This window comes from Tabrizicola flagellatus (genome assembly GCF_008271465.1).
Taxonomy (GTDB): domain Bacteria; phylum Pseudomonadota; class Alphaproteobacteria; order Rhodobacterales; family Rhodobacteraceae; genus Tabrizicola; species Tabrizicola flagellata.
This window is the reverse complement of record NZ_VMDU01000006.1, coordinates 127,765-153,309: the sequence shown is the minus strand read 5'-3', so window position 1 is coordinate 153,309 and position 25,545 is coordinate 127,765. Positions and strand designations below refer to the sequence as shown.

Annotated in this window: 28 protein-coding genes, 1 tRNA gene and 1 riboswitch; of the genes, 10 read left to right on the top strand and 19 right to left on the bottom strand. The window is 70.2% G+C overall.

Features of this window, described 5'->3' with window-relative positions; translation table 11 throughout:
* Positions 1–8: 8 nt before the first annotated feature.
* The 4 genes from FL625_RS11145 to FL625_RS11130 all read right to left on the bottom strand — a co-directional run bounded on the left by FL625_RS11145 (position 9) and on the right by FL625_RS11130 (position 3,180).
* Positions 9–1,016 carry a hypothetical protein gene (locus tag FL625_RS11145; protein ID WP_149588744.1) on the bottom strand — a complete coding sequence of 336 codons (1,008 nt, stop codon included), beginning with the start codon at positions 1,014–1,016 and terminating at the stop codon, positions 9–11.
* A 94-nt stretch (positions 1,017–1,110) separates the two neighbouring features.
* Positions 1,111–1,893, bottom strand: a complete 783-nt coding sequence (locus tag FL625_RS11140; protein WP_149588743.1) for a metal ABC transporter permease — start codon at positions 1,891–1,893, stop codon at positions 1,111–1,113.
* A complete protein-coding gene (locus FL625_RS11135) occupies positions 1,886–2,674 on the bottom strand; it encodes a metal ABC transporter ATP-binding protein (protein WP_149588742.1) in 789 nt (262 codons plus the stop codon). The genes FL625_RS11140 and FL625_RS11135 overlap by 8 nt, the downstream gene beginning before the upstream one ends.
* A complete protein-coding gene (locus tag FL625_RS11130) occupies positions 2,671–3,180 on the bottom strand; it encodes a Fur family transcriptional regulator (RefSeq protein ID WP_149588741.1) in 510 nt (169 codons plus the stop codon). Before FL625_RS11130 ends, FL625_RS11135 begins: the two co-directional genes overlap by 4 nt.
* 74 nt (positions 3,181–3,254) lie before the next feature.
* Here FL625_RS11130 and FL625_RS11125 point away from each other — a divergent pair, with 74 nt between their 5' ends.
* Complete coding sequence (locus tag FL625_RS11125) at positions 3,255–4,178, top strand: zinc ABC transporter substrate-binding protein (protein WP_149588740.1); 924 nt, start codon at positions 3,255–3,257, stop codon at positions 4,176–4,178.
* A gap of 229 nt (positions 4,179–4,407) precedes the next feature.
* On the opposite strand, the gene FL625_RS11120 is transcribed toward FL625_RS11125, so the two are convergent.
* From FL625_RS11120 to FL625_RS11080, 9 genes are all read right to left on the bottom strand, one after another.
* Positions 4,408–5,850 carry a cobyric acid synthase gene (locus tag FL625_RS11120; RefSeq protein WP_149588739.1) on the bottom strand — a complete coding sequence of 481 codons (1,443 nt, stop codon included), beginning with the start codon at positions 5,848–5,850 and terminating at the stop codon, positions 4,408–4,410.
* Entirely contained in the window at positions 5,847–6,902 is a 1,056-nt protein-coding gene (locus FL625_RS11115) for a FecCD family ABC transporter permease (RefSeq protein WP_149588738.1), read from the bottom strand. Before FL625_RS11115 ends, FL625_RS11120 begins: the two co-directional genes overlap by 4 nt.
* 136 nt (positions 6,903–7,038) lie before the next feature.
* Positions 7,039–7,965 (bottom strand): ABC transporter substrate-binding protein, encoded by a 927-nt coding sequence (locus FL625_RS11110; protein WP_149588737.1) that lies wholly within the window; start codon positions 7,963–7,965, stop codon positions 7,039–7,041.
* The gene (locus FL625_RS11105) at positions 7,966–8,730 is read right to left on the bottom strand and encodes an ABC transporter ATP-binding protein (RefSeq protein WP_149588736.1); all 765 of its coding nucleotides are present in this window, start codon (positions 8,728–8,730) and stop codon (positions 7,966–7,968) included. It abuts the gene before it with no gap.
* The gene (locus tag FL625_RS11100) at positions 8,727–9,176 is read right to left on the bottom strand and encodes a DUF1636 family protein (RefSeq protein WP_149588735.1); all 450 of its coding nucleotides are present in this window, start codon (positions 9,174–9,176) and stop codon (positions 8,727–8,729) included. The genes FL625_RS11105 and FL625_RS11100 overlap by 4 nt, the downstream gene beginning before the upstream one ends.
* A gap of 30 nt (positions 9,177–9,206) precedes the next feature.
* A riboswitch (cobalamin riboswitch) is annotated at positions 9,207–9,421 on the bottom strand.
* 88 nt (positions 9,422–9,509) lie between these two features.
* Positions 9,510–9,586 (bottom strand) — tRNA-Met (locus FL625_RS11095).
* 111 nt (positions 9,587–9,697) lie between these two features.
* Entirely contained in the window at positions 9,698–11,698 is a 2,001-nt protein-coding gene (locus FL625_RS11090) for a hydantoinase/oxoprolinase N-terminal domain-containing protein (protein ID WP_149588734.1), read from the bottom strand.
* 73 nt (positions 11,699–11,771) lie between these two features.
* Positions 11,772–13,019 (bottom strand): RNA polymerase factor sigma-54, encoded by a 1,248-nt coding sequence (gene rpoN / locus FL625_RS11085; protein WP_149588733.1) that lies wholly within the window; start codon positions 13,017–13,019, stop codon positions 11,772–11,774.
* A 136-nt stretch (positions 13,020–13,155) separates the two neighbouring features.
* Positions 13,156–14,823, bottom strand: a complete 1,668-nt coding sequence (locus FL625_RS11080) for a Y-family DNA polymerase (RefSeq protein ID WP_149588732.1) — start codon at positions 14,821–14,823, stop codon at positions 13,156–13,158.
* Between the two features lie 167 nt (positions 14,824–14,990).
* Between FL625_RS11080 and FL625_RS11075 the strand changes: the two genes are divergently transcribed.
* Positions 14,991–15,434, top strand: a complete 444-nt coding sequence (locus FL625_RS11075; protein ID WP_149588731.1) for a cytochrome c — start codon at positions 14,991–14,993, stop codon at positions 15,432–15,434.
* Positions 15,435–15,486: 52 nt separating this feature from the next.
* On the opposite strand, the gene FL625_RS11070 is transcribed toward FL625_RS11075, so the two are convergent.
* Together FL625_RS11070 and FL625_RS11065 are read right to left on the bottom strand one after the other, a co-directional pair.
* On the bottom strand, positions 15,487–15,765 hold the full coding sequence (locus FL625_RS11070; RefSeq protein ID WP_149588775.1) for an I78 family peptidase inhibitor: 279 nt from the start codon (positions 15,763–15,765) through the stop codon (positions 15,487–15,489).
* 13 nt (positions 15,766–15,778) lie between these two features.
* Positions 15,779–16,057, bottom strand: coding sequence for an I78 family peptidase inhibitor (locus FL625_RS11065; protein ID WP_149588730.1), 279 nt, complete (start codon positions 16,055–16,057; stop codon positions 15,779–15,781).
* A 72-nt stretch (positions 16,058–16,129) separates the two neighbouring features.
* Here FL625_RS11065 and FL625_RS11060 point away from each other — a divergent pair, with 72 nt between their 5' ends.
* From FL625_RS11060 to FL625_RS11045, 4 genes are all read left to right on the top strand, one after another.
* A complete protein-coding gene (locus FL625_RS11060; RefSeq protein WP_149588729.1) occupies positions 16,130–17,260 on the top strand; it encodes an S-(hydroxymethyl)glutathione dehydrogenase/class III alcohol dehydrogenase in 1,131 nt (376 codons plus the stop codon).
* Positions 17,261–17,277: 17 nt separating this feature from the next.
* Entirely contained in the window at positions 17,278–18,018 is a 741-nt protein-coding gene (locus tag FL625_RS11055; RefSeq protein ID WP_149588728.1) for a hypothetical protein, read from the top strand.
* A 4-nt stretch (positions 18,019–18,022) separates the two neighbouring features.
* Positions 18,023–18,493 carry an aminoacyl-tRNA deacylase gene (locus FL625_RS11050; RefSeq protein WP_149588727.1) on the top strand — a complete coding sequence of 157 codons (471 nt, stop codon included), beginning with the start codon at positions 18,023–18,025 and terminating at the stop codon, positions 18,491–18,493.
* A gap of 78 nt (positions 18,494–18,571) precedes the next feature.
* The gene (locus FL625_RS11045) at positions 18,572–18,970 is read left to right on the top strand and encodes a hypothetical protein (RefSeq protein ID WP_149588726.1); all 399 of its coding nucleotides are present in this window, start codon (positions 18,572–18,574) and stop codon (positions 18,968–18,970) included.
* On the opposite strand, the gene FL625_RS11040 is transcribed toward FL625_RS11045, so the two are convergent.
* On the bottom strand, positions 18,967–19,953 hold the full coding sequence (locus FL625_RS11040) for an acyltransferase family protein (protein WP_160147769.1): 987 nt from the start codon (positions 19,951–19,953) through the stop codon (positions 18,967–18,969). The genes FL625_RS11045 and FL625_RS11040 overlap by 4 nt on opposite strands.
* A 120-nt stretch (positions 19,954–20,073) precedes the next feature.
* On the opposite strand from FL625_RS11040, the gene FL625_RS11035 reads away from it, so the two are divergent.
* On the top strand, positions 20,074–20,817 hold the full coding sequence (locus FL625_RS11035) for an NYN domain-containing protein (protein ID WP_149588724.1): 744 nt from the start codon (positions 20,074–20,076) through the stop codon (positions 20,815–20,817).
* A gap of 71 nt (positions 20,818–20,888) precedes the next feature.
* Here the strand turns inward: FL625_RS11035 and FL625_RS11030 are convergent, their stop codons facing one another.
* Positions 20,889–21,755, bottom strand: a complete 867-nt coding sequence (locus tag FL625_RS11030; RefSeq protein WP_149588723.1) for a LysR family transcriptional regulator — start codon at positions 21,753–21,755, stop codon at positions 20,889–20,891.
* 94 nt (positions 21,756–21,849) lie between these two features.
* On the opposite strand from FL625_RS11030, the gene FL625_RS11025 reads away from it, so the two are divergent.
* Positions 21,850–22,059, top strand: coding sequence for a hypothetical protein (locus FL625_RS11025; protein WP_149588722.1), 210 nt, complete (start codon positions 21,850–21,852; stop codon positions 22,057–22,059).
* Between the two features lie 85 nt (positions 22,060–22,144).
* On the opposite strand, the gene FL625_RS11020 is transcribed toward FL625_RS11025, so the two are convergent.
* Positions 22,145–22,627, bottom strand: a complete 483-nt coding sequence (locus FL625_RS11020; RefSeq protein ID WP_149588721.1) for a RidA family protein — start codon at positions 22,625–22,627, stop codon at positions 22,145–22,147.
* A 239-nt stretch (positions 22,628–22,866) separates the two neighbouring features.
* Between FL625_RS11020 and FL625_RS11015 the strand changes: the two genes are divergently transcribed.
* Positions 22,867–23,904, top strand: coding sequence for an LLM class flavin-dependent oxidoreductase (locus tag FL625_RS11015; protein ID WP_149588720.1), 1,038 nt, complete (start codon positions 22,867–22,869; stop codon positions 23,902–23,904).
* Between the two features lie 17 nt (positions 23,905–23,921).
* Here the strand turns inward: FL625_RS11015 and trhO are convergent, their stop codons facing one another.
* Positions 23,922–24,836: an oxygen-dependent tRNA uridine(34) hydroxylase TrhO gene (trhO, locus tag FL625_RS11010; protein ID WP_149588719.1), complete on the bottom strand. Its 915-nt coding sequence runs from the start codon at positions 24,834–24,836 to the stop codon at positions 23,922–23,924.
* Between the two features lie 99 nt (positions 24,837–24,935).
* Here trhO and pncA point away from each other — a divergent pair, with 99 nt between their 5' ends.
* A complete protein-coding gene (gene pncA, locus FL625_RS11005) occupies positions 24,936–25,544 on the top strand; it encodes a bifunctional nicotinamidase/pyrazinamidase (RefSeq protein WP_149588718.1) in 609 nt (202 codons plus the stop codon).
* Position 25,545: the final 1 nt, after the last annotated feature.

Genomic DNA, 25,545 nt, shown 5'->3' with positions numbered 1-25,545 from the left:
CCGGGGCTTCAGTCGCCTCCGACCGTGCAGCGCTTGACGCCGTCCTTCCCGGTCGTGCAGGAACTGCCCTTGCCGGCCTCCCTGGGCGCGGGTTTGTCCTCCGCCTCGCTGCCGCCGAAGAGCCCGCCAAGGAACCCGCCGCCGCCACCCGACCCTGCCTGCGCGCCTTCGGCCTGTTCGGACGCGGCGCGGTCAGCGGCCTCGCGTTCGGCTTCGGCGGCGGCGCGGGCTTCACGGTCGGCCAGATAGGCCTCGCGCTCGGCCTGTTCCATGGCGGAGGCCAGCACGATCACCGGCACCTTGCCGAGGCCTTCGACCTTGTCGATCACGCTGGCGTTCATCGCCTCGACATGCAGGGTCTGGAAGAAGGGCACCAGCTCGGCGTCCTTCATCCGCTTCGGTGCGAGCACCCGCAGGTGGATCTGCGCGCCGACGTCGGCAAAGAAGAGGCGGCCGCGAAACCCTTCGGGCAAGAGATCCTCGGTCACGTCGAGGCCGCGCACGGTCATGAATTCCGTGCCGCGGAATTCGGCCGTCATCATCTGCAACTCCATCCGCTGCTGCATGGCGGCAAAGCTGGTGAAGATGATGTTCGGATAGCGCACCGCCTTGATCAGCACGGTGCGGTCGCCCTTCTCATAGGCGAGCGTGACGGTCTCGGTCCCCGTGCCGGAACTGGTCTCGACCATCTTTTCCAGGCTGCTGATCGCCTTGCGGTCGGCGCCCTTGGTCGATTTCGGCAGGAAGGGCTTCACGTCGTCGGGCACGGCGGCGCGCACGGTCCAGCCTTCGGGCGGCTTGGGCAGCATGTCGGCCAGTTTCGACGGCATCCCCGCGGCATTGGCTGCGCCGGTCAGCCCGGCGACCCGGCCGGTAAGGCCCGAGACATATTCCTGGAAGGTCAGGCCCTCGGCATCCTCGCGGCCGGCCCATTTTGCCGACATGCGGAAGTCGAAATACAGGTAGCCGCCTGCCATGATGGCGAACAGGATCAACGAGCCGACAAGGCGTATCACGGGTCAGTCCTTCCCTTGGTCCCGGCGTTGCGGGTCTGTGCACAATGCCGTCCTAGCGGCAAATTTTGGCAAGCTTCGGGCAGGAACGAAAAATTCATGCCTGTCGCCGCGCCGAGGCCAGCGCGAACAGTCCTGCGGCGACGACGATGATCGAGGGGCCGGTGGGTGTGTCCTGCCAGAGCGAGAGCCCGAGCCCGCCAAGCCCGGAAAGCGCCCCGATCAGGATGGCAAGACCCGCCATGGCCTCGGGCGTGCGGGCGAAGCTGCGGGCGGTGGCGGCGGGGATGATCAGCATGGCCGCGATCAGAAGGGCTCCGACGATCTTCAGCGCGACGGCCACGACCAGGGCCAGCGCAAGGACGAGGATCAGCCGCTCGCGGTCGGGTCGCAGGCCGGCGGCATGGGCCAGGTCCTCGGACAGCGTCGCGGTCAGAAGCGCCTGCCAGCGCCAGGCGAGAAGCGCAAGGACGGCCAGCGCCCCCAGCCAGACCAGGGCCAGGTCGGTACGCGACACGGCGAGGATGTCGCCGAAGAGATAGCTTGAGAGGTCCGTGCGGACGGTGGGGAAGAAACTGACCGCAACGAGGCCGAAGGCCAGCGCGGAATGGGCGAGGACCCCCAGCGTCGTGTCCATCGCCCAGCCGCGCGCCGACAGGCCCGCGACGGTGACGGCCATGGCCAGAGCCACGGTCAGGGTGCCAAGGCCGATCGGCAGGTCGGTGGCCAGCGCCAGCGCCACGCCAAGGATGGCGGCATGGGCCGTGGCGTCGCCGAAATAGGCCATGCGCCGCCAGACGACGAAGGACCCGAGCGGGCCGGTCGCCAGCGACAGGCCCACCGCCGCCAGGCCCGCGCGGATCAGGAAATCGTCAAGCATGGTCGTGCGCGTGGTCCCTTGCGTGGTCGTGCAAATGCTGGTGGTCGTGCCGGTGGTGGTGCGGGTGTGCGGCGTCGTGATCGTGGTCGTGTTCGTGGCGGTAAAGCGCCAGCGCACCTTGCGTGCCCAGACCGAACAGCGCCCGGTATTCCGGCGCGCTGGAGACCACCCGGGGCGTGCCCTCGCAGCAGATGTGGCCGTTCAGGCAGATCACCCGATCGCTTGCGGCCATCACGACGTGCAGGTCGTGGCTGACCATCAGGACCGCCGCGCCGGTGTCGCGCCGGACTTCCTCGATCAGGCGGTAGAAGGCCGCCTCGCCCGGCTGGTCCAGGCCCGAGGTCGGCTCGTCCAGCATCAGGATCTGCGGCTTGCCCAGCAGCGCGCGGGCCAGAAGCACGCGCTGCTGCTGCCCGCCGGAGAGGGTAGCCATCTGCTCACCCTCCTGCCCCGCCATGCCAACACGGGCCAGCGCCTCGGCGGCGGCCGCGTCCGACACCCGGACCGGCAGCGACAGGAAGCGGCGCACGGTGATCGGCAGGGTCCGGTCGATGGTCAGCCGCTGGGGCACATAGCCGATGCGCAGTCCGGCCTCGCGCAGGATGCGGCCTTCGGCAACCGGCACGATCCCCAGAAGCGCGCGCAGAAGCGTGGACTTGCCCGAGCCGTTCGGGCCGAGGATCGTCACGATCTCGCCCGGTGCGACGGTGAGCGAGATGTCATGCAGCACCTCTTCGGCTCCGAAGCGGACGCAGACATGTTCGGCGGACAAAAGGCTCATGCCGGCACCCGGCAGGCAGGGCAGAGGCCGAGCGCCTCGATCGTGGTGCGTTCGACCTGGAAGCCGGCCCGGGCGGCCTCGGTCTCGACCGCCGCTCGGGCGGCGGTGGCGGCGGCTTCGGCGACAGAATGGCAGCCGCGGCAGATCAGGAAGGCCGGGGCGTGATCCTCGCCCATGTGGGTGCAGGCGGTGAAGGCGTTCAGCCGCTGGATGCGATGGGCAAGCCCCTGATCCACCAGGAATTCCAGCGCGCGATAGGCGACTGGGGGCTGGTTGCCGAAGCCTTCCTGCGCCAGGCGCGACAGCACGTCGTAGGCGCCAAGGGCCTTGTGCTCCTCGAGCAGGATTTCCAGCACGCGGCGGCGCACCGGGGTCAGCCGGGCGCCGGTGGCGGCGGTCAGCGCCTCGGCCCGGTTGAGCGCGTCATGGGCGCAATGGGCATGGTCATGCGCGGCGAAGGCCAGGTCGGGCGCGGCGCAGCCGGGGCAGTCGTGGGGGTCGGGCATGATGGACACCGCCGGGGGTTGACGTGTTATGATATTACATACATAGATCGGTGCGCAAACGAAAGGCCCGACCAATGCGTTATATCATTACTCTTCTTGCCAGTGCCACCCCCGCCCTTGCCGAGGTGCCGCAGGTGGTGACCGACATCCCGCCGGTGCATGCGCTGGTGGCGCAAGTGATGGGCGATCTTGGGCAGCCGGAACTGCTTTTGGCCCGGGGCGCGGACGAGCATGATTTCCAGCTGCGCCCCAGCCAGGCGCGGTCGGTGGCGGGGGCGGATCTGGTGGTCTGGATCGGGCCGGAGCTGACGCCCTGGCTGGACGGCGCGCTGTCGGTGCGGCCCGAGGGGGCGGCGGCGCTGGCGCTGCTGGATGCCGAGGGCACGCAGCGCCGGTCCTATGGCGAGCCGGCAGGGGGCGGCGATCATGGGCATGACCACGGCCACGACCACGGCCACGACCACGGCCACGACCATGGGGCCGAGGACCCGCATGCCTGGCTCGACCCCGACAACGCCCGGGTCTGGCTGGGCCTGATCGCGGCCGAACTTGGCCGGCTGGACCCCGAGCACGCGACCACTTACGCGGCGAATGCGGCCGAGGCCGAGGCGGGGATCGCGGAGCTGGACGCGCGGCTGAAGGCCGAGCTTGCGCCGGCGCAGGGCAAGCCCCTGGTCACTGCCCACGACGCCTTCGGCTATTTCGCCGATCACTTCGGGCTGACGCTGGCCGGCAGCATCGCCGAGGGCGATGCCTCGGCGCCCGGGGCCGCGCGGCTGGAGGAGCTGCGGCGAGAGCTGGAGGCGGGGGGCGTGGTCTGCCTCTTTCCCGAGGTGCAGCACGACCCGAAACAGGCCGAACAGCTGGCCGAGGGGACCGGGGTGAGGATCGGCGGGGCGCTGGACCCGGTGGGCTCGTCGCTGGAGCCGGGGCCGGGGGCCTATGTGGCGCTGCTGCAGGGGCTGGCCGGGACGATCGCGGACTGCGCGGGGCGGTGATGTCCACGCCGGACGGGGCGGGCTGAGCGAACAGGATCAAGGGCTTGGGCGTCGGTGTTTACCGGCGGTCAACCTTGTCCGCCGCCCCCCACCCCCGGCCCCTCCCCACTTTGGGGGCGGGGAGGCGCCCGGGGCGGACGAAGGGGCGCCTGGTCGAGGGTGGCGCTTGCCCAGCCGGCGGATGCCTCCGGCGGGAGTATTTGGGAAAAGGGCAAGGGCCTTTGCGGGGTCAGTCGGCGGCCAGCGCCAGCAGGCGGTCGCAGTCGATGTGGCGGGCAAGATGGTCGGCCAGCGCGTCGAGCGTCTCCTCGACCGCCCGGTCGTAGCTTCGGGTGCCCGGGGTCGCGCCGAGGCTGGCGAGGAAGGCGCGGCGGAAGGCGTCCTCGGTGAACATGCCGTGCAGGTAGCTGCCCATGACGCGCCCGTCCGCGCGGATGGCGCCTTCGGGCTGGCCGCCCACGGTGAACAGGGGGCGGGCGCGGTCGGGGCCTTCGGTGCGGCCGAGGTGGATCTCATAGCCCCGGACGCGGGTGTTCGAGGCGGGGTGCAGGGCCTCGGTCTCGGTCACGCGCTTGTCGGGGGTCATGGTGGTGGCAAGGTCGAGGAGGCCGAGACCGGGGACCGAACCCGGATTGCCCTCGATGCCTTCGGGATCGGCGATTTCGCGCCCCAGCATCTGGTAGCCGCCGCAGAGGCCGAGGACGCGCGCGCCGCGGCGCAGGGCGGCGGCCAGGTCGATGTCCCAGCCTTGCGCGCGGAAATGGGCGAGGTCGGCGATGGTGGCCTTGGAGCCGGGCAGGATGATGAGGTCGGCCTCGACCGGCAGGGGCTGGCCGGGTTTGATGATGCGCAGCGTGACGCCCGGTTCCTGGGCCAATGGGTCGAGGTCGTCGAAATTGGCGATGCGGTTCAGCTGCGGGACGGCGATCAGGAAGTCTCCGCTTCCCCTCGTGCCGCCAAGGTCGGCCGCGTCCTCGGCGGGGAGCTTGTGGGCATCTGGGAACCACGGGACGGTGCCGAGGCCCGGCCAGCCGGTGCGCGCCTCGATCAGGCGGTAGCCGTCGTCGAACAGACGCGGATCGCCGCGGAACTTGTTGATCAGGAAGCCGCGGATCATCGCGGCATCGGCGGGGTCGAGGACGGCTTGCGTGCCCACGAGTTGCGCGATGACGCCGCCGCGGTCGATGTCTCCGGTCAGGATCACCGGGGTTTGCGAGGCAATGGCGAAGCCCATGTTGGCGATGTCGCCCGCGCGCAGGTTCACCTCGGCGGGGCTGCCGGCGCCCTCGACGATGACGAGGTCTGCTTCGCGCTGGAGGCGGCGGAAGCTGTCGAGGACCGGGGCCATCAGCTGCGGCTTCAGCGCGGCGTAGTCGCGGGCCTTCACCGTGGTCAGGCGGCGGCCCTGCACGATGACCTGTGCGCCGGTCTCCGATTCGGGCTTCAGGAGGACGGGGTTCATGTCCACATGGGGGCGGACCCCGCAGGCGCGGGCCTGGAGCGCCTGGGCGCGGCCGATCTCGCCCCCTTCGGCCACGGCGGCGTTGTTCGACATGTTCTGCGGCTTGAACGGGCGGACGGTCAGGCCCTGGCGGTTGAAGTGGCGGCAGAGGCCCGCGACGAGCAGCGACTTGCCGACGTTCGACCCGGCGCCCTGGATCATGATCCTCATGGCCGTCGCGCCATGAGCCAGAGGAAGAACACCCCGCCGACCAGGCCGGTGACGACGCCGATCGGCATGTCCTCGGGCGCCATCACCACGCGGGCGACGGTGTCGGCGGCGACGAGGAAGACGGCCCCGGCCAGTGCCGAAAGCGGCAGGACGCGGGCGTTGTCGCCTCCGGTGGCGAAGCGGACGAGGTGGGGCATCATCAGGCCGACAAAGCCGATCAGGCCCGAGAAGGCAACCATGACGCCGGTGATGAGGGCGCCGGCGACAAAGACGGTCAGGCGGAAGCGGGCGACGGGGATGCCGAGCGAGGCGGCGGTCTCGTCGCCCAAGGACATTGCGTTGAGCGCGCCGCTCTGGCTCCAGAGCCAGAGGCCGGCGGGGAGGAGGACGGCGAGGGGATAGACGAGGTGCGACCACTGGGCGAGGCCGAGGCCGCCGAGCATCCAGAAGACGACGGTATGGGTGGCCTTGGGATCGCCGAGGAAGATCAGGACATTGGCCCCGGCCATGATGATGAAGCTGACCGCGACGCCGGCGAGGACGAGGCGGTCGGCCGAGGTGGCCCCGGTCACCCGGGCGACGGCGAGGACAAGGAGCGTGGCGGCCAGCGCGCCGCCGAAGGCCATCAGGGGCACGGTCAGAAGGCCGAGGAAGAGGCCGGTGTGAAGGAGGGCGGCGATGGCCCCGAACGCCCCGCCCGAGGAAATGCCGAGAAGGTGGGGGTCGGCCAGCGGGTTTCGTGTCACCGACTGGAGGGCCGCGCCGGTGATCCCGAGCCCTGCGCCGACCAGCGCGGCAAGGAGGGCGCGCGGGAAGCGGATGTCCCAGACGATGGCCTCGCGCCCCGCAGTCCAGTCGGGGGTGACGAGGCCCGGGGTCAGGTGGTGGGCAAGGATGGCCCAGACGGTGGAGAGGGGAACGGGGACGGCGCCGACCGAGACGGCCAGGAGGATGGTCAGGAGAAGGACGGCGCCGCCACCCAGCGCAACACCGGCCCGGCGCGTGAGGCGCAGGGTCGCGGAGGCGGGGGTGGCGAGCGGGGTTTCGGTCATTTGGACCAGAAGGATCTGACGGTCGCCCCCGGGGCGCGGAGTTTTCGAAAACTCCGCATCGGAGCCTTCAAAGGCTCCGGTCCGATTTCTTGGAAGAAATCGGCGCCCGGCCGGTTCTGGCGCGCATAGGGTTGCATCACTTCCCCCAGAAGCCCGCCACCAGTTTTTCCACCGCGCGGATGTTGCGCGGGCCGGGCGTGGCCTCGACGTATTCCAGGACCACATAACGGTCGTTCTTCACCGCGTCCACGCTGGCGAAGGCGGGGTTGCCTTCCAGGAAGGCGATCTTCTGGTCCGCCGTCACGTCGCCGTAGTTGACGATCACGATGACCTCGGGGTTGCGCTCCACCACCGGCTCCCAGGCGACGGTGGCCCAGCTTTTCTCGAGGTCGTCCATGATGTTCACGCCCCCCGCCGCCTCGATCAGGGCGGTCGGGATGGCATAGGCCCCGGCGGTGAAGGGGCTTTCCTCGCCCGAGTCGTAGACGAAGACCCGCAGGGGTTTCGTGCGGTCCACCCCCGCCGTCAGCTCGGCCAGCCGGGCCTGCCAGCCCGCGACCAGCGCCTGTGCCCGGTCCTCGACCCCGAAGATGCGCCCGAGGTTCAGGATGTCGCCGTACATGTCCTGCATCGAGGACCGGGCCTTGGGGCCGATGTGGATGCAGCTTTCGGTGAGCTCGTAGGTCCTGATCCCCAGGGGCTCCAGCGTTTCGGGCGTGACCTCGCCGCCGACCTTCATCCCGTAGTTCCAGCCGGCGAAGAAGAAGTCCGGCTCGGCCCCCGCCAGCACCTCGCGGGTGGGGTATTGCGCGGACAGTTCGGGCAGTTCGGCGATGCCTTCGCGCAGTTCGGCATCGAGCGTCTTCCAGCCCGAGACGCCGGTGTAGCCCACCATGCGGTCGCGCAGGCCCAGGGCCAGCATCATCTCGACCAGGTTCACGTCATTGGCGATGGCGCGGCTGGGGGCGGCGTCGAAGGTGACCTCGCGGTTGCAGCTTTGCACCGTGACCGGGAAGGCGAGGGCCGGGGTGGAGAGGAGGAGGAAGGCGAGGAGGGCTTTCATTCAGGCATCCAGTCGGAAGGAGAAACGGGGGGTGCCGTCCGAGCGGTCGATCCGGGGATGGACCCGGAAGGCGCGGGCGATGGTGGTTTCGGTCAGCGCCGCATCGGGCGGGCCGTCGGCGATGATGCGGCCCTGGTCGAGGATCAGGACCCGGTCGGCGAATTCGGCGGCAAGGGTCAGGTCGTGCAGCGTGCAGACCACGGCAAGGCCGAGGCCGCGGAGCAGGCGGAGAAGCTCAAGCTGGTGGCGGATGTCGAGGTGGTTGGTCGGCTCGTCCAGCACCAGGATCCGGGGTTCCTGGGCAAGGGCCCGGGCGACCATGACGCGCTGACGCTCGCCGCCCGAGAGGGTGCCAAAGCGGCGGTCGGCGAGATGGGCGAGGTCCATGCGGACCATGGCCGCATCGGTGATGGCCTTGTCGCGCGCGCCCGGCCCCATGCCCTGCCGGTGCGGCAGGCGGCCGAGCGCCACGATGTCGCGGGTGGTGAGCGCAAAGTCGGTCGGCTGTTCCTGCAACACGGCGGCGACCACCCGGGCGGCCGCGCGTGCCGGCGTCAGCCAGAGGTCGCGGCCCTCGACCAGCACCGTCCCCGACAGGGGGGCCTGGTGGCGGTAGAGAAGGCGCAGGAGCGAGGACTTCCCCGCCCCGTTCGCGCCGCAGATCGCCAGCACCTCGCCCTCGGCCAGGCGGAACGAGATGTCGTGCAGGATCACCGGCGCGCGCTTCGGCCCCCAGGTGACGTTGCGGAGTTCGAGGACCGTCATTGCAGGGCGCCCTCGCGCGTCACGATGATCGCGGCGGGGATGCGGGCAAGCGTGGTGTCGCAAAGGCGCTGCGGCAGGTCACGCCCGTTCAGCCAGCCGTCCTCCAGTGCCGCATAGGTCCGGGCGAACTCCACCAGCTCGTCGAGCGGCTGGTCGGGGTCGATGTCGCCGAAGAGCCAGGTCGCCTTGCCGGTGGCGCGGTAGCCGACGACGCAAGGCGCGCCGTGATCCGGCACGCAGCCCGCAAGGCAGGCGGTGCCCGAGACCTCGAACGTCTCGCCAAGGTCGGCCGTGGCGATGGCGGCGCGCAGCTTCTTCAGAAGGTCGAAGCCCGGCTTGCAGGCCTCGCCCTTGTGCTTGCAGGCCTTGCAGACAAGGATCTGGTGCGGCGCGGATTGCGCCACGGAATAGGGAGGTGAGGCCGCCGGCCTCCGGGTCTGGTCCATCGAATACTCCTTCCGGGGCACCCCGCCCGGTGGTTTCTGGTTTCGATGGCAGGTCTCCTGACTTCGCGGGTCTCGGCTCTCCCCCGCCTTCCCGGCTGATCGCCAGTGGCTTCGGGGGGTCGCTCGCCGCTTACAGTTGCGGGGGCAGTCGGGGACTTGGCGGCTGATGCCTACACCTCACCCCGTTCCCTTTTCACCCGACTGCGCTTTGCGCCGTGCCGGGAACCATCGCCCCATCTCTGCGCCCGATCGGACCCTGGCGCAAGACGGAAAGCGACACCCGGATCGCGGCTTGCGGCAGCGGGCGGAGAGGTCGGACCGGGAGGGAAAGAATGGTGGCGAGGGAGGGACTCGAACCCTCGACCTTGCGATTATGAGTCGCACGCTCTAACCAGCTGAGCTACCTAGCCACGGCTCGGCGGATTAAGGGGGGCGGCGGCAGAGGTCAAGGGTGAATCGCCCGCGTCGCCGCGCCACCCAAAATTCTTCGTCGAAGAATTTTGGGTCCCCCGGTCGCCGCCTCAGCGCGCGACGCGCGGCCGGCCCGAGGCGGTGGCGGTGACACGGGCCTCGATGAACATCTGCCGGCCCTCGATCTCGACCTCCTTCACCTCGCGCTCGACACCCACGCGCAGATCGACGGCGCCGGCGGCCTTCGCGCGGGCCGAAGCCTCGGCGACCAGCGCCGCCTCCAGCGCGGCAAGCGCGGCCTCGGCGCTGGCAAAGGTCTGCAAGCCCTCGGCCAGATGCGCGACGAAGCGGCCCTCGGCGGGCGAGGTGACGATGCCGGTCGCGCGCTGGCTGACCTGGCCGGCCACCGCGCCGATGGCATTGGCCACTCCGGCGTGGGCGGGCAGGATCATCGGGCAGTTCAGCCGTTCGCCCACCGCGCCATAGTAGGACGGGGCCGAGGCGCCAAGGCCGATCACCGGCACGCCGAGCCTGAGGGAAACCTCGACCACGCCGCGATGCTGGCCGAGGCCCGCCGTGGTCAGGCTGTGGCGGGCAAGGGCCTGCGGGTCTTCGCCCGCGAAGGCCGCATCCTCGCCGAAGGCGGCCTCAAGCAGGCAATCGACGGTCTGCCGGGTCAGCTGGTCCACCACGGCCTGCGCAAAGGCCTCCGGCCCAGTGGCGAACCGCTCGCCCGCCCCGGTCCGCCGCCTGGCGATCAGCCGCAGCGCCTTTTCCGCCGCCGCCCCGTCCCAGCTGTCGAGCCGCCCCAGCACATGCGCCGCATCCGAGGGCGTGACGCCCGAAATCATCACGAGGCCCCGCGCCACCAGCCGTTCCAGCGCAGCGACCTCCAGCCGCGAGGTGAGCGCGTTCGCCATCGGCATCGGCGCGGTGATCCGGTCCAGCACCGCCAGATCGCGAGCGTTCAGCCCCCCGCGCTGGCCGGTCATGGGGACGACGAAACGCCCGTCCATCTCGCCCACCGCCTCGGACGAAAGCCAGCGGTCCAGCGCGGCATGGACCATCGGCCCATGCTCCACCGCCAGAAGCGAGACCGGCATCAGCCGCCGCGGGCCAAGGCGCAGGCCGCCCTTCAGCCCCTCGGTCACCAGATGCACCTCGCTGTCGCCGCCAAGGCCCGTGGTGCGCATCGCCACCGCCTCGACCATGGTGCGGAAGCCGCCGACGCGGGCGCCCAGGGGGTCGATCTCGGGCAGCCCGTCGCGGAGGAGCGCGACATCGGTCGTCGTGCCGCCGATGTCGGACACCAGCGCATCCTGCGCCCCGGTCAGCCAGCGCGCGCCGACGATGCTTGCGGCGGGGCCGGAGAGGATGGTCTCGATCGGGCGTTCGCGGACCATGGCGGCGGAAATCAGCGCCCCGTCGCCACGCACCACCATCAGCGGCGCGTCGATGCCCACCTGCAAAAGGTGACGCTCGCAGGCCGCCACCAACCGGTCGATCATGCCGATAAGCCGGGCGTTCAGCACGGCCGTCAGCGCGCGCTTCGGGCCGTTGAGGTTGGCCGACAACTCGTGCGAACAGGTCACCGGCCGGCCCGTGACGCGGCGGATCAGGTCGCGGGCGGCCACCTCATGCGCCGGGTTGCGGGTGGCGAACTGGGCGGCGACGGCAAAGCCCGAGACCTCGTCGCCTAGCTCCCGCACCATCAGTTCGAGAAGCGACAGGTCCAGGGCCGCGACCTCGGTCCCGGCATGGGTATGTCCGCCGGGCAGGCGCACCACGGGATCGCCCTTCAGCGCCTCGGTCAACCCGGCGCGGGTCAGGTCGGCGTCGTCGAAGCCGATGAAGACCAGCGCCACGCGCGCGCCCTGGCCCTCGACCAGCGCGTTGGTGGCAAGCGTGGTGGACAGCGATACCAGCGCCACATCGGCGGGCCGGACCCCGGCGGCGGCGATGGCGGCATCGACCGCCTGGCCGATGCCGATGGCCAGGTCCTGCCGCGAGGTCAGCGCCTTGGCCTTGCCGAGGACGACATTCGCCGCCTCGTCGAGGATCACCGCATCGGTATAGGTGCCCCCGGTATCGACACCCAGAAAATAGGCCATTGCCGCCCCTGAACCTGCCCCGTTCCCTGCCAGCTAGACGAGCTTGCCGCCGCTGTCAGCCCCGGAAACGACATCAGGCCCGCCGCCGGCGCCGATGGGCGGGGGGCAGGTTCAGCATCGCCCGGTATTTCGCCACCGTGCGCCGGGCGATGGGCGCGCCGCCCTCGGCCAGCGCCTCGGCCAGCGCCTCGTCGGAGAGGGGATGGTCGGGGTCCTCGGCGGCCACCAGCCGGGCAAGCCGGTCGCGCAGCGCCCCGGCGGAGGGCCCGCCCTCCTGCGCGGCGCGGGTGAAGAGGCTGCGCAGCCACCAGGTGCCGCGCGGCGTATCGACCGCGGTGCCGGCCACGACCCGGCTGACGGTGCTTTCGTGCAGGCCAAGCGCGGTGCCGACCTCGGCCATGGTCATCGGTTGCAGCGCGCCGAGGCCCGCCTCCAGCGCGGCGGTCTGGCGGGTCAGGATCTCTTGCCCGACGGACAGCAGAGTGGCGTTCCGCCCCTCGATCATCTTGATCAGTGCGCGCGCCTCGGCCCGGCCCTTGCCCCGACCCTCGGCGACCGAGACCGAGGGCAGGGCGGATCGGTTCAGCGACACGATCCAGCCCGAGGCGCCCTTCTCGGCGATCAGGTCGGGTTCACGCACCGGGGCGGCGTAGGGCTCGAATCCCGCGCCGGGCTTCGGATCATAGCTGCGCAGCCGCCCGAAGGCCGCGCGAAGTTCGGCCGGGTCCAGCCCCGCCTCCCGGGCGATGCGGTCGATCTCGCCCCTGGCCAGGAGGTCCAGCCGGTCAAGGAGCGACACCATCGCCCGGTCCAGTTCGCCCGCCTCCTCGGCCTGAAGCCGCAGGCAGTCAGCCAGGTTGCGGGCGAACAGCCCGGTCGGCTCGGCCTGCCTTTGCAGGCGGGTCAGCACGCCATCGACCGCAGCGACCCCGACACCCAGTTCTGCGGCGACGGCGGCCGGCGGGCGGCCGAGCCAGCCCGAGGGTTCCAGCGCCTCGGCGAGCGCCATGGCGATGCGGGTCTCGGCCGGGTCCAGGCGCAGGGCCTCGATCACCGACAGGACATGGCCGACGAGGCTTGGCCCCGCGGCCGCCTGTTCGGGGCGCTCGGCATCCGCGGCGAAGGCGGTGCGCCAGCGCGGGATCCATTCCTGCACCTGGGGGCGGGTGAGGATGATCTGCGGGTTCTCGGCCGCCTGTTCCTCGAGATAGCGGGACAGGCCCGCGGCATCGGCGCGCAGGATGCGGATCGAGGCCGCAAGCCCGGTGGTCAGCGCCATGCGCTGGGTCTGCTGGACCGAAATGCGGGAACTGGACTTCAATCGGCTCCTCCGGGCCCATGGTTCCCATGGATGCCGCCATGTCGCAAGTCTTTATCCGGAAACGATTTCCTGCGGAGATCGTAACAGTGGCCGCATGGCGTGGGTCCGTGGGTCCTGCGAATTCCGGTCTCGGCGGTCAGGAGAAAACCCCCTCGCAGTACCATCTGTCGGTCACCGCCCCGCCTCGGCCGTAGAACAGCCAGAGCCTTTCGCCCCCCTCGGTCTCTACCCGCCAGTAGTCGCGGGCGCCGCCGCGCCAGTCGGGATCCTCCAGCCACCATTCCGGTTGCAGCCGTTCCGGCCCTGCCGCCATGCGCAGGGCAAAATCGCGCCGGCGCCAGCGGAAACGGGCGGGCGGGTCGGGGGTTTCGGGTGCCTCGACCGGCTCGGGGCGGAACATGACCAGCGGGCGGGGGGCGGCGGGGGCGGGCCAGGGGCCGTCATGCGGCTGGCTCCAGGCGGCCATCAGCACCCTGGCGGCCTTCGCGGGCACATGGCTGTCGGCCGGGTGCAGGCGCAGCACGGCTTCGGTCCCCAGCCGGGCGCCCAGGCGGCCGATCAGATCCTCCAGCGCCTGCCCCGGCGCGGGGGAGGCCCCCGCCAACGCCTGTTCCGTGACCGCGATCTGCCCGCGATGCTGGACGGGGCTGACCGCCTCGGTCGCCAGCGCCTCGAGCCGCAGGCAGTCGATGCCAAAGCCCGCGTCGATCTGGTCGAGCTTGAGGTGCAACAGCGGACGGATCCGGTCGGGGCTGTCGGTCGCCCGCGCCAGCCCGACCTCGACCGAGGCCACGCCGCCATCGGCGCGGAAGCCCTGGAACAGGACGCGCCGCACTCCGCGACCCCGGGCGCGCAGCTTGTCGCAGAAGGGCGGCAGCAGGCGGTCGAGCGCCGCCTCGACATCCGAGCGCAGGCCGATCGGGTCGGGCAGGGTCAGCCGCACCGCGAAATGCATCGGCGGGCGCGCGGGGCTGACGGGCTCGGGCTCCATTCCCAGGGCCTGATCCAGCCGGCGCAGCGTGTCGGCGCCGAAGCGGCGGGCAAGGGCGGCGCGGGGGATTCCCGCGATCTCGCCCACTCGGCGCAGGCCGAGGCGGGTCAGCCGGTCCACCACGTCGCCCGGCAGGCGCAGCGCGGCCAGGGGCAGGTCGGCCAGCGCCTCGTAGAGCCTTCCGGGCGGGGCGATCACCGCCGCCTCGGCCCCGCGCGCGGCCACCACGCGCGGCGGGCCGCCGCCCCGTTCCCAGCCCCGGCGTTTCGCCGCGCGGGACCGGGTTGCCCGCGCCTCCTGCTCGATGGCGTCGCCCGAGCGCAGCGGCGCCACCCGCGCCCCGCCATACCGCGCCAGCGCCCAGGCCGCGCCGGGCGTGTCGGCGATCGCCGCGCGCACCGTCAGGCCGAGGCCCTCGCAGTCCTCGGCCACCCGGGCCAGCACCCCCTCTTCTCCGCCATGCAGATGCGCCGCCCCCGTCAGGTCGATCATCAGCCCCGCCGGCGGCTCTTCGGCCACCCAAGGCGACAGGCGCCCGGCCCAGCGGCGCAGGGAAAGCAGGAACTGCGCCTCGGCCGGGGGATCGGCGGCGACGGTCAGCAGCGCCGGGCAGATCGCGGTGGCATCGCGCAAGGGCTGGCCGGCAGAGAGGCCCGCCGCCTCGGCCTCGGCCGAAAGCGACACCAGCACCTGCGCGCCGTTGCGGTCCCCCACCACGGCCAGCGGCACCGGCACCGCATCCTGGCGCCGCCGCATGACCCGCTCGGCGGCCAGCCGCGGAAACCACAGCGACAGGATGCGACGGCCGGACATGTGCGACTCATTTGTTCACTTTACGTTCCAGGAGTGCCACCGAACTGCGAGCCTGTCGAGGCGCACACCGCCGCAGATGACAAGTGCGTGAGAGCACAACGCGCCGGCTTCCGCGACGGAATGCCGCGCCTATAGTGCGCGGACCAGGCCAGCGAGGGAGCCAGCAGATGAAGTTTGTCAAAGCCATCGTTATCGGCGCAGTCCTGACCGCAGGGGCAGCCTTCGCCGAAGGAGACCGCACCGACCCGAACGCCATCGCGCGGTCGGACCTGATGAAGATCGTCGGCAAGAACACCGGCATCCTCGGCGGCATGGCCAAGGGCGAGGCCGCCTATGATGCTGCCGCCGCCGAAGGCGCCAAGGCCGCGCTGATCGAGGCCGCGGCCAAGATCGAGGAAACCTTCAAGGACCAGGGCGGCGCGGATCCGGCCTCGGAAGCCAAGCCCGAGATCTGGGCGAACTGGGAGGACTTCCTGACCAAGGCCAAGGCCATGGGCGATGCGGCGGGGGCGATGGATGTCGCCTCGGCCGAAACGATCGGCGCAGGGATGGGCGCGCTGGGCGGAGCCTGCAAGGACTGCCACACCACCTATCGCGTGATGAAGCAGTAACCGCTGCACCGACGCGAAACAGAGGGCCCCGGTCAGCCGACCGGGGCCTTTCTCATCCGCACCAGACCCGGACTATTCGCCCGCGCGCGTCGAGGTCGAGGTTCAGTCGCTGCGGGCTGTAATCCTCGGTGACCGGCATGCCCGGTTCGATCACCCGGGTGCCGGCTGGCAGCGTCATCGCCGCCAGGACCGAGCGGTTCCGGCCGACCAGATCCTGCATCCCCGAGGCGCCGCAGGCGTCCGGCCCGGACGGCGGCGGGGGTGTCGGCACGGGCGGCTCTGCGGCCACGCAGGCCGCCAGCAGGCCCGCCGCCAGCAGGCCCGCACCCATATGTGCCCGGCGGTCAGCCACAGACGACCCGCTCGATCACGTCGCGGCGGTCGAGCCAGAAGTTCAGCCGGTCGGCGCGATAGTCCATCGTCACCGCCATCCCGTGCTGGATCACCCGCACCTCCTGGCTGAAGCGCATCCCGTCCAGCAGGACGCCGGGCTTGCCGACCAGATACTGGAACTGGCTCGCGCCGCAGGCATCCGGGCCGGGATCGACCGGGGCGGGCAGCGGCTCGACGCAGGCCGACAGAAGCGGCGCGGCAAGGGTTAGGGCGACAATCGCATGTCTCATGGTCGTTTCCTGAATTGCGTTCGCCGCCAGTCTGGCACACCTTGGCCTGGACCATAAGGGAGGGAAAACCAGATGCGCACCCGTGCCGCCGTCGCCGTCGCCGCCGGAAAACCGTTGCAGATCATGGAAGTGAACCTCGACGACCCGAAAGAGGGCGAGGTTCTGGTCGAGATCAAGGCCACCGGCATCTGCCACACCGACGAATTCACCCTGTCGGGCGCCGACCCCGAAGGCATCTTCCCCGCGATCCTCGGCCACGAAGGCGCGGGCGTGGTGGTGAAATGCGGTCCCGGCGTCAAGACGCTGAAGCCGGGGGATCACGTCATCCCGCTCTACACCCCGGAATGCCGGGAATGTCCCTCCTGCCTGAGCCGCAAGACCAACCTCTGCACCGCGATCCGCGACACGCAAGGAAAGGGGCTGATGCCCGACGGGACGACGCGGTTCTCGATGCTCGACGGCACGCCGATCTACCACTACATGGGCTGCTCGACCTTCGCCAACCACACGGTGCTGCCGGAAATCGCGCTGGCCAAGGTGCGCGAGGACGCGCCCTTCGACAAGATCTGCTACATCGGCTGCGGCGTGACCACCGGGGTCGGCGCGGTGCTGAACACCGCCAATGTCGAGGCCGGGGCGACGGCGGCGGTCTTCGGCCTGGGCGGGATCGGGCTGAATGTGATCCAGGGGCTGAAGCTGGCGGGCGCCGACAAGATCATCGGCATCGACATCAACGACGACAAGGAGGAATGGGGGCGCCGCTTCGGCATGACCCATTTCGTCAACCCGACGAAGATCGAGGGCGACATCGTCCCGCATATCGTCAACATGACGAAGACGCCCTTCGACAAGATCGGCGGGGTGGACTACAGCTTCGACTGCACCGGCAATGTCAAGGTCATGCGGGCGGCGCTGGAATGCACTCATCGCGGCTGGGGTCAGTCGATCGTGATCGGCGTGGCGCCCGCCGGGGCGACCATCGAGACGCGCCCCTTCCAGCTGGTCACCGGCCGCGTCTGGAAAGGCACCGCCTTCGGCGGCGCGCGGGGTCGGACGGATGTGCCGAAGATCGTGGACTGGTACATGGACGGCAAGATCCAGATCGACCCGATGATCACCCACATCCTGACGCTGGACGAGATCAACAAGGGCTTCGACCTGATGCATCAGGGCAAGTCGATCCGCTCGGTGGTGGTGTATTGACAAGGCCGCGCCTGCCGGTGTCCGTCGCACCCGGACCGGGCCCATGGAAGCGCCGGCAGGTGCGGGTGCTGGGCTGGCTGGCCGCGTTCTGGCTGGTTTCGGACCTCGGCTACTATTTCGGCCTGCCTGCGCTGGGCATCGGCAACGACTACAACATGAACCCGATGCCGGTCGCGGCCTTCTACCTGTTCTGGTCCGGCCTGGCCGCGATCGTGTTCTGGCCGCTCTACAGCCGCTGGAATGCCGACGGGCCCTGGCCGACCTGGCGGAACCGGGTGCTGGCGGCGGTGATCTGGACCGGCACCTTCGCCCTGGCCCTGGCCTTCCTGCGCTGGGGCCTTCCTGCGCTGCCCAAGGCCAGCTGGCCCGCCGATCTGGGCGAACCGCCCGACCTTCTGGTCGCCACGCCCGCCTATTTCTTCCCCAAGACGGTCGAGATCCTGTTCCAGCAGCTCCTGGTCCTGGCGATGATCGTCAGCCTGTCGCTGGACGGACTGCCGTTGCGGACCATCACGCTGTTCTCGGCCCTCCTGTTCGGCGGCATGCATATCCTGCTGGCCTTTTCGGGCATCCCGCCGCGTGCGGTGATCGTGTTCCTGCTGGGCGCCACGCTGTTCGGCGCCCTGCTGCCCCGGCTGATCCTGCGAGCCCGCTTCGGTCTTGCGGCCGCCTTCGCGCTGCACTGGGCCTTCTACGCCGTCGTGCTGACCCAGGCCCGGATCTTCGGGCCGCATGTCGCAAGTTCGGTCATGGGATAGGTCCATGTCCGCCACCCCCGCCCTCCGCGCGCTGGCTGCCCTTGGGATCGAGGTCACGCTGCATCCCTACGCCTACGACCCCAAGGCCGAGGCCACCGGGCTGCAAGCCGCCGAGGCGCTGGGGATCGACCCCGCCGTGATGCTCAAGACGCTGATGGTCGAGGTGGACGGGCGCCCGGCCTGCTGCGTGATCCCGGCCGGCCGCCAGCTTTCGATGAAGCGCGTCGCCGCCGCGTTCGGGGCCAGAACGGCCGCGATGATGCCGGTGCCCAAGGCAGAGAGGCTGACCGGCTACCACGTCGGCGGCATCTCGCCCTTCGGCCAGAAACGCCCGGTGCCCATCGTTTTCGAGGCGACCGCCTGCACCGCCTCCCGCGTCTGGATCAACGCCGGCCAGCGCGGACTGATCCTGTCCCTGTCGCCAGACGCGGCGCTGACGGCGCTCGGCGCCAGCGCCGCCGCGCTGGTCGCCTGATCCGCGCCCGGCTTGCCACGACGCCCGGCCGAGCTAACCTTCCTCCAAAGACACGGGGCAGGAAGAGGAACCCCCCCGATGCACCGCCCGATCGCCGCCGTCTGCTTGGCCTTCGCCCTTCTTGCCGGCGCTGCATGTGCCGAACCATTCCGGATCTCGCTGATCTTCGGTTCCGACAGCCTGAACGTGGTGGCCGAGGACATCCGCTCGGTCCGCCGGGTGAACGACGGCAGCCGCGGGGCGGCACTGGTGATCCGGCTTGCCGGGCGGCTCCACCCGGCCATGGCCGCCCTGACCGGGGCCCACGTGGGCGAAACGGGCCGGCTGCTCATCTGCAACGAACTTGCCGTGGAGCCTTATCTGAATGCCCGGATCGATGCGGCGATGTTCGTGATCTCGGATACCGACATCGCCCGGATCGACCGGCTGCAAGCCATGCTGACGGGACCGCGCTGCAAGGACGCGCCCGACAGCTAGTGCCTCTTCGCCCAGGCACGATAGGGACGCTCCACCCAAAGCGTCGCCGCGACCGAGACGGCCGTTGCCAGCACGCCAAGCGCCAGCATGGGCACGAGCGAGCCGTAAGGAGCGACCCCGGCCATGCGCAAGAGCGTTCCGGCGACCGAAAAGACCAGAAGATGCAGGAGGTAAAGCAGATAGGATGCTTCGCCCCAGACCAGGGTCCAGCCCGGCATCCGCCAGCCGCCGGCTGCCAGCCCGTAGACCAGTGCCGCCGAGGGCAGCCCCGCCACCCATTCCCTTCCCCAGGCAAGGGGCAGGAGGCCCGTCACCACCGCCGCCAACCCCAGCGCGCCTGACAGCACCGCCAGCCCCGCCCCCCGCCGCCAGCCGGCCGCAAGGGCCAGTGCGATCAGCCCGCCAAACAGGAACTCGACGACCCCGGAATAGAGGATCAGCCCCAGCCAGCCGGGCAGCGGCACTTGCGCAAGCTTCAGCCCCTGCGTCACCAGCGCCCAGCCGATCAGCGCCAGCATCGCCCCTCGCGCGCCGAATCGGAAGAAGCTGGCGGCGAAGACCAGGTAGAACAGCCCCTCTACCGTCAGCGTCCAGGCCACCGCCATCACCTGATCCGGCAGCGGCAGCAGAAGGACCGAGACCACCAGGCTCCACCCGTCCGGCCAGGCCGACCAGTCGCCGCGCAGGATCGCCAGCCCCGCCATTGCCATCAGGGTCAGCCCCAGCGCGGCCCAGTAGGGCGGCATGATCCGCCAGAACCTCTGCCGCAGGAACCAGGCCGCGCCCCGGTCCTGCCGGCCCATGGCCGCGTGGAAGATGACAAAGCCCGAAAGGACGAAGAACGCGTCCACCCCGGCCTCGCCACCATGGAACCAGCGCAGGAGCCCCGGATCCTGCCCCTCGGCCACCGCAGCGGCCTGAAGGTGGAACAGCACGACCAGTGTCGCGGCCACCCCGCGCAACATCTGCAATCCACCGATCATCCGTCCGTCCTGGCCTTCCGCAGGCGATTTCGCCCGCGGATCGACCCAAGTCAACCTCGCGATTGCGCTTTCCTTGCCGCCCCCTCTCGGCCACAAAGGGGCAGACGAGAGGAGCCCTTCATGCCCGCAGACCCCCGCGCCCTGCGCCTTGCCGTCCTGATCGACGCCGACAACATCCCCGCCCGCCATATCGAGGCGGTGCTGGACGAACTCGCCGCCTATGGCGAACCCTCGGTGCGCCGGGTCTATGGCGACTGGTCCTCGCAGGCGCTGGGCCAATGGAAGGAAAAGGCCCGCAATCTTGGCCTCGTCATGCACCAGCAATCCGCCAACACGAAGGGCAAGAACGCCTCCGACATCGGCCTCGTCATCGACGCGATGGACATCCTGCATGCCGGCAAGGTCGATGGCTTCGTGCTGGTCTCCTCCGACAGCGACTTCACCCGCCTGGCCTCCCGCATCCGCGAGGACGGGCTGCAGGTGATCGGCGTGGGCGAGAAGAAGACGCCGGAATCGCTGCGCAACGTGTGCAACCGCTTCCTGTTCCTGGAAAACATCGCCAACCCGCCCGAACCCGCGCCCGAGGCGCCGGGGCCGGCGAAGCCCGCGAAGGAACCGGCCAAGGCCGAGAAGGACCCGCCGTCCAAGGCCATCCCCCTGGTCCTTGCCGCGATGAAGAAGATCGGGATCGAGGAGGACAGCTATTCCCTCGGCGTCCTGGGCCAGGTGCTGACCCAGCTCTACCCCGATTTCGACAGCCGCAGCTACGGCTGCCAGAAACTCTCCGACCTCCTGAAACGCACCGGCCGCTTCGAGGTGCTGAAGGGCGAGGGCAACCACCTGATCGTGCGCGACAGAGCCTGACAGGGCCAGCCGGGCGCTTCCCTCCCCCCTCGTGGGGGAGGGAGAGGGTGGGTGGGGCCACCGGCCCCGACTCAGAAGATCGCCGTCAGCCAGCCTGCGAAGGCATCCACCGCCGGTCGGCGCGGGCCCCTGGGCAGGACCAGCGCATAGGTCACGACCGGCAGGCCGGACAGGGGCAGCCGCACCAGCCGCCCGGCCTCCAGATCGGCGCGGCAGATGATCTCGGTCGCCGTGGCCGCGCCCAGCCCCTGCCGGCAGGCCGACATTTCCAGATGCGGGCTGCCGACCTCCACCCGCCGCAAACGGGCAGGGTCGAGGCCGGTGCCCGCCACCTCGGCAAGATCCAGATGCCGGTCCACTCCCATCACCCAGGGCATGTCCTGCGGATGCAGCCCGGTCGCCAGCAGCGAGGGCGCACAGACCGCGATCACCGGCGACCGGCAGAGCGGCCGGATCTCCTCGTCCGCCGTCTCTTCCCAGCCGTCCGACAGGGCGCGGATCGCCAGGTCAAAGCCCTCGCGGGCCAGGTCCAGCTTCTCGGGACTGGGCGACAGGGCGACCTCGACGCCGGGATGCGCGGCCCAGAACCCGGGCAGGCGCGGCATGATATGGGTCTCGGCGATGAAGGTCGTGGTGGTGACCCGCACCACGCGCCGCGCCTCGTGCTCCCGCAGCGCGGCGATGCCCGCCTCCACCCGCCCGAACCCCTCGTCGAGCGCCCGCGCCAGCGCCGCCCCCGCTTCGGTCAGCGCCACCGTGCGCCCCGCCCGGCGCACGAGCTGCACGCCCAACTCGCCCTCCAGCGCCCGCACCGCCTGGGTCACGGCGGCATGGGTCACGTTCAGCACCCGCCCGGCCTCGGCGAAACTGCCGGCCCGCGCGGTGGCGTCGAAGGCCCGCAGCATGGACAGGGGCGGCAGGTCACGCCAGCGCGACATGTAAGTTCAACTTTCGTCCCGCGGAAATTGCTGAGTCGGATATTCGCAGATTCGATGGCATATCCAAGACCTGATCCACCACGGGACGAAAGCCATGCACGGCGTCAACCTCGACCTTCTGCGCTGCACCCCCCACCACCCGGACGGCCGGCCGAAGGACCCCCATGCCCACCACCGCATCGCGCTGGCCGAAGGCCTGCACCAGTCCCGCCTGCGCAGCTGGCGCTCCCTCCTCGGCCGCTTCGCAGACCTGTTCCAGCGCCGCGCCCCAGAGCCGCAGCCTTGCCTCGACCACACCCCCTGACGGCACTTGCCCTTTCGCAAATACTCCACGGGGGGCGCGGGGGGTGTGAAACCCCCCGCTCCGCCGGCCGCGCAAAGGCGCGACCCTACTCCACCTCGACCGTGACCCAGGTCTCGAAACAGACTCCGCCGGCCAGCGCCATGACCCCGATCGTCGCCCGCCCGCCAAGGCCCCGCTCCGGTCCGAAGACCTCGACGAACAGGTCCGACAAGCCGCTCGACACCTTGTGCACCTCCTCGAACTCCGGCGTGCAGACCACGAAGTTCAGGCTCCGCACGATCCCCTTCACCCGGTCCAGCGAGCCCACCGCCTGCCGGATCCCGCCCAGCACGTTCAGCCCCGTCCGCCGCGCCGCCTGATAGCCCTCCTCGACCGTCAGCCCCGCGCCCAGCCGGCCCCTGTGGGTGATCTCGCTGCCCGCCTGCGCCACATGGCCGGACAGGAACAGAAGGCTACCGACCCGGTGAAAGGGCTTCATCGTGCCGTAGCCGGCGCCATAATAGCCGTCTCGCTCGAAGTCGGGGATATCGAGGCCCATCCGCAGGGCCAGCATCTCGGGCTGGGTCATCGCGCATTCCATGATTCGCGGGTCAAGGTTAACGCAAGCCTCGGGCGGGCGGCCCGCCCGACGCATGCCCGACGCATGCCAGACGGATGCCAGACGCGGGACATCGGCCCGACCCGCCGGATTAATCCCGCGTTCGCAAGGGCTTGGCCCGTCCTGTGCGCCCTCCAACGCAGCCTCTCTCGAAATCCGCGTTCATTTCCGGTCAACCATTCCCTAGCTTCCCCGCAAAGGAGCCCGCCATGACCCCCATTTCCCTCGGCCTCGACACGTTTGGCGACGTGACTCTTGGCCCCGATGGCCAGCTGCAACCCATGGACCGCGTGCTGCGCGAGGTCGTGGAGCAGGCAGTCCTCGCCGATGAACTCGGCATAGATTTCATCGGGTTGGGTGAGCACCACCGCCCCGATTTCGCGATCTCGGCGCCGGAAATCGTGCTGGCCGGCATCGCGGGCCGCACCCGGAGCATCAGGCTCGGCACCGCGGTCACGGTGCTGTCCACCGACGATCCGGTGCGGGTGTTCCAGCGGTTCTCCACCCTGCATGCCCTGTCGAACGGAAGGGCCGAACCGATCCTGGGGCGCGGCTCCTTCACCGAAAGTTATGCGCTCTTCGGGCATGACCTCGGCGACTACGACCAGCTCTTCGAGGAACGCCTTGAAATCCTTGCCCGCCTGCTGCGCGAGCCCCGCGTCACCTGGTCCGGTCGGACCCGCAGCCCGCTGCAGGACGCTCTCGTCGTCCCGCCGCTCAGCCAGCCGATGACGGTCTGGGTCGGCGTGGGCGGCAGCCCGGAAAGCGTGGTGCGCGTGGTGCGGCAGGACCTGCAACTGGTGCTGGCCATCATCGGCGGCGATCCGGGCCGCTTCGCGCCCTACATCGACCTCTACCACCGCGCCTGTGCCCAGCTTGGCCGCCCCGTCCGGCCCATCGGCGCCCATTCCCCCGGCTTCATCGCCTCCACCGACGAACTCGCCCAGGAGAAGCTCTGGCCGCACTACGCCGAGATGTTCGGACGTATCGGGCGCGAGCGTGGCTGGCCTCCGGTCACCAAGGACCGCTACCTGGCCGAGATCGCCCACGGCGCGCTCTTCGTCGGCAGCCCGGAAACCGTCGCCCGCAAGATCGCCCGCACCGTCCGCACCCTGGGCATCCAGCGCTTCGACATCAAGTATTCCAACGGCCCGATGCCGCATGCCGACCTGATGGACTGCATCCGGCTTTACGGCGAGAAGGTCATTCCCATGGTGCAGGAGCTGCTGGCCGAGAAAGCAGCGTAGAACCGGCGTAGGGTGCGCTAAAGCGCACCACCACCCCCCAGATGTTGTGTCCCGCGCTTGGCCGCCAGCAACATCTGGCGGTGCCTTTCCCGGAACCGTTCCCGGTCCGCGGACGTATACTCGCCGACGCAGGCGGGGCAGCAGACGCCGTCCTCGTAGTCCGGGTCCGCCTGGCCCTCTGCCGTCACCGGTCGCCGGCAGGCCCCGCAGATCTTCAGTCCCCCCGGCTGCAACCCGTGGCCGACCGACACCCGGTCGTCGAAGACGAAGCATTGCCCCTGCCACAGGCTTTCCGCCTCGGGCACCTCTTCGAGGTATTTCAGGATCCCGCCCTTCAGGTGATAGACTTGGTTGAGTCCCTGACCCAGAAGGTAATTCGTCGATTTCTCGCAGCGGATGCCGCCGGTGCAGAACATGGCGATCCGCTTGCCCGCGAACCTTTCGCGGTTGGCCTGCCACCAGGCCGGAAACTCGCCGAAGGCCTTCGTCCCCGGGTCCACCGCGCCCTGGAAGGTGCCGATCGCCACTTCGTAATCGTTGCGGGTGTCGATCACCACGGTATCAGGATCGCGGATCAGCGCGTTCCAGTCCCGCGGCGCCACATAGTGGCCAACCCGCGCCAGCGGGTCCACGTCCGGCTGGCCCATGGTGACGATCTCGCGCTTCAGCTTCACCTTCATCCGCCCGAAGGGCATGATCTCGGCGAAGCTTTCCTTCCACTCCAGCCCCGCGCAGCCCGGCAGCGCCCGCACCGCCGCCAGCGCCGCGTCGATCCCCTGCCGCGTCCCCGCGATGGTGCCGTTGATCCCCTCGGGCGCGAGCAACAGCGACCCCCTGACCCCATGCGCCGTGCAGACGTCCAGCAGCCCCGGCTTCAGCGCAGCAGGGTCAGGGAAACGGGTGAAATGATAGAGGGCCGCGACGGTCAGCATGGCCCCCCTTTGCGCCCATCCCCCCGGAATTTCAAGCGCTTCGCTTGACGCACCCCGGACCGGCCCTTACGCAGGGAAGATCACCACCCGGAGGCCGCCATGAGACCCGCAACCGACGCGCTGATCGTGATCGACGTGCAGAACGACTTCTGCCCCGGCGGAGCGCTGGCCGTGGCGGGGGGCGACGAGATCATCAGCCGGATCAACGGCTTGATGGACGAATTCGCGACTGTCGTCCTGACGCAGGACTGGCACCCGGCTGCCCATGCCTCCTTCGCCGCGAACCATCCGGGCGCGGCCCCGTTCAGCCTGATCCAGATGCCCTATGGCCCCCAGGTGCTCTGGCCCACGCATTGCGTGATCGGCACCGAAGGCGCGGCCTTCCACCCGGGTTTGTGCACTGATGCGGCGCAACTTATTGTCCGCAAAGGCTTTCGGGCCGAAATCGACAGCTATTCCGCCTTCTTCGAGAACGACCACGCCACCGCCACCGGGCTGGAAGGCTACCTGCGCAGCCGGGGGGTGACATCGGTCACGCTGGTCGGCCTCGCCACCGACTACTGCGTGGCCTATTCGGCGCTGGATGCGGCGCGGCTGGGGTTCAAGGCCACGGTTCTGGAAGGCGCCTGCCGTGCCATCGACCTGAATGGTTCCCTTGCCGAAGCGAGGGACAGGATGCGCGCGGCCGGCGTCGCGCTGGAGGATTGAC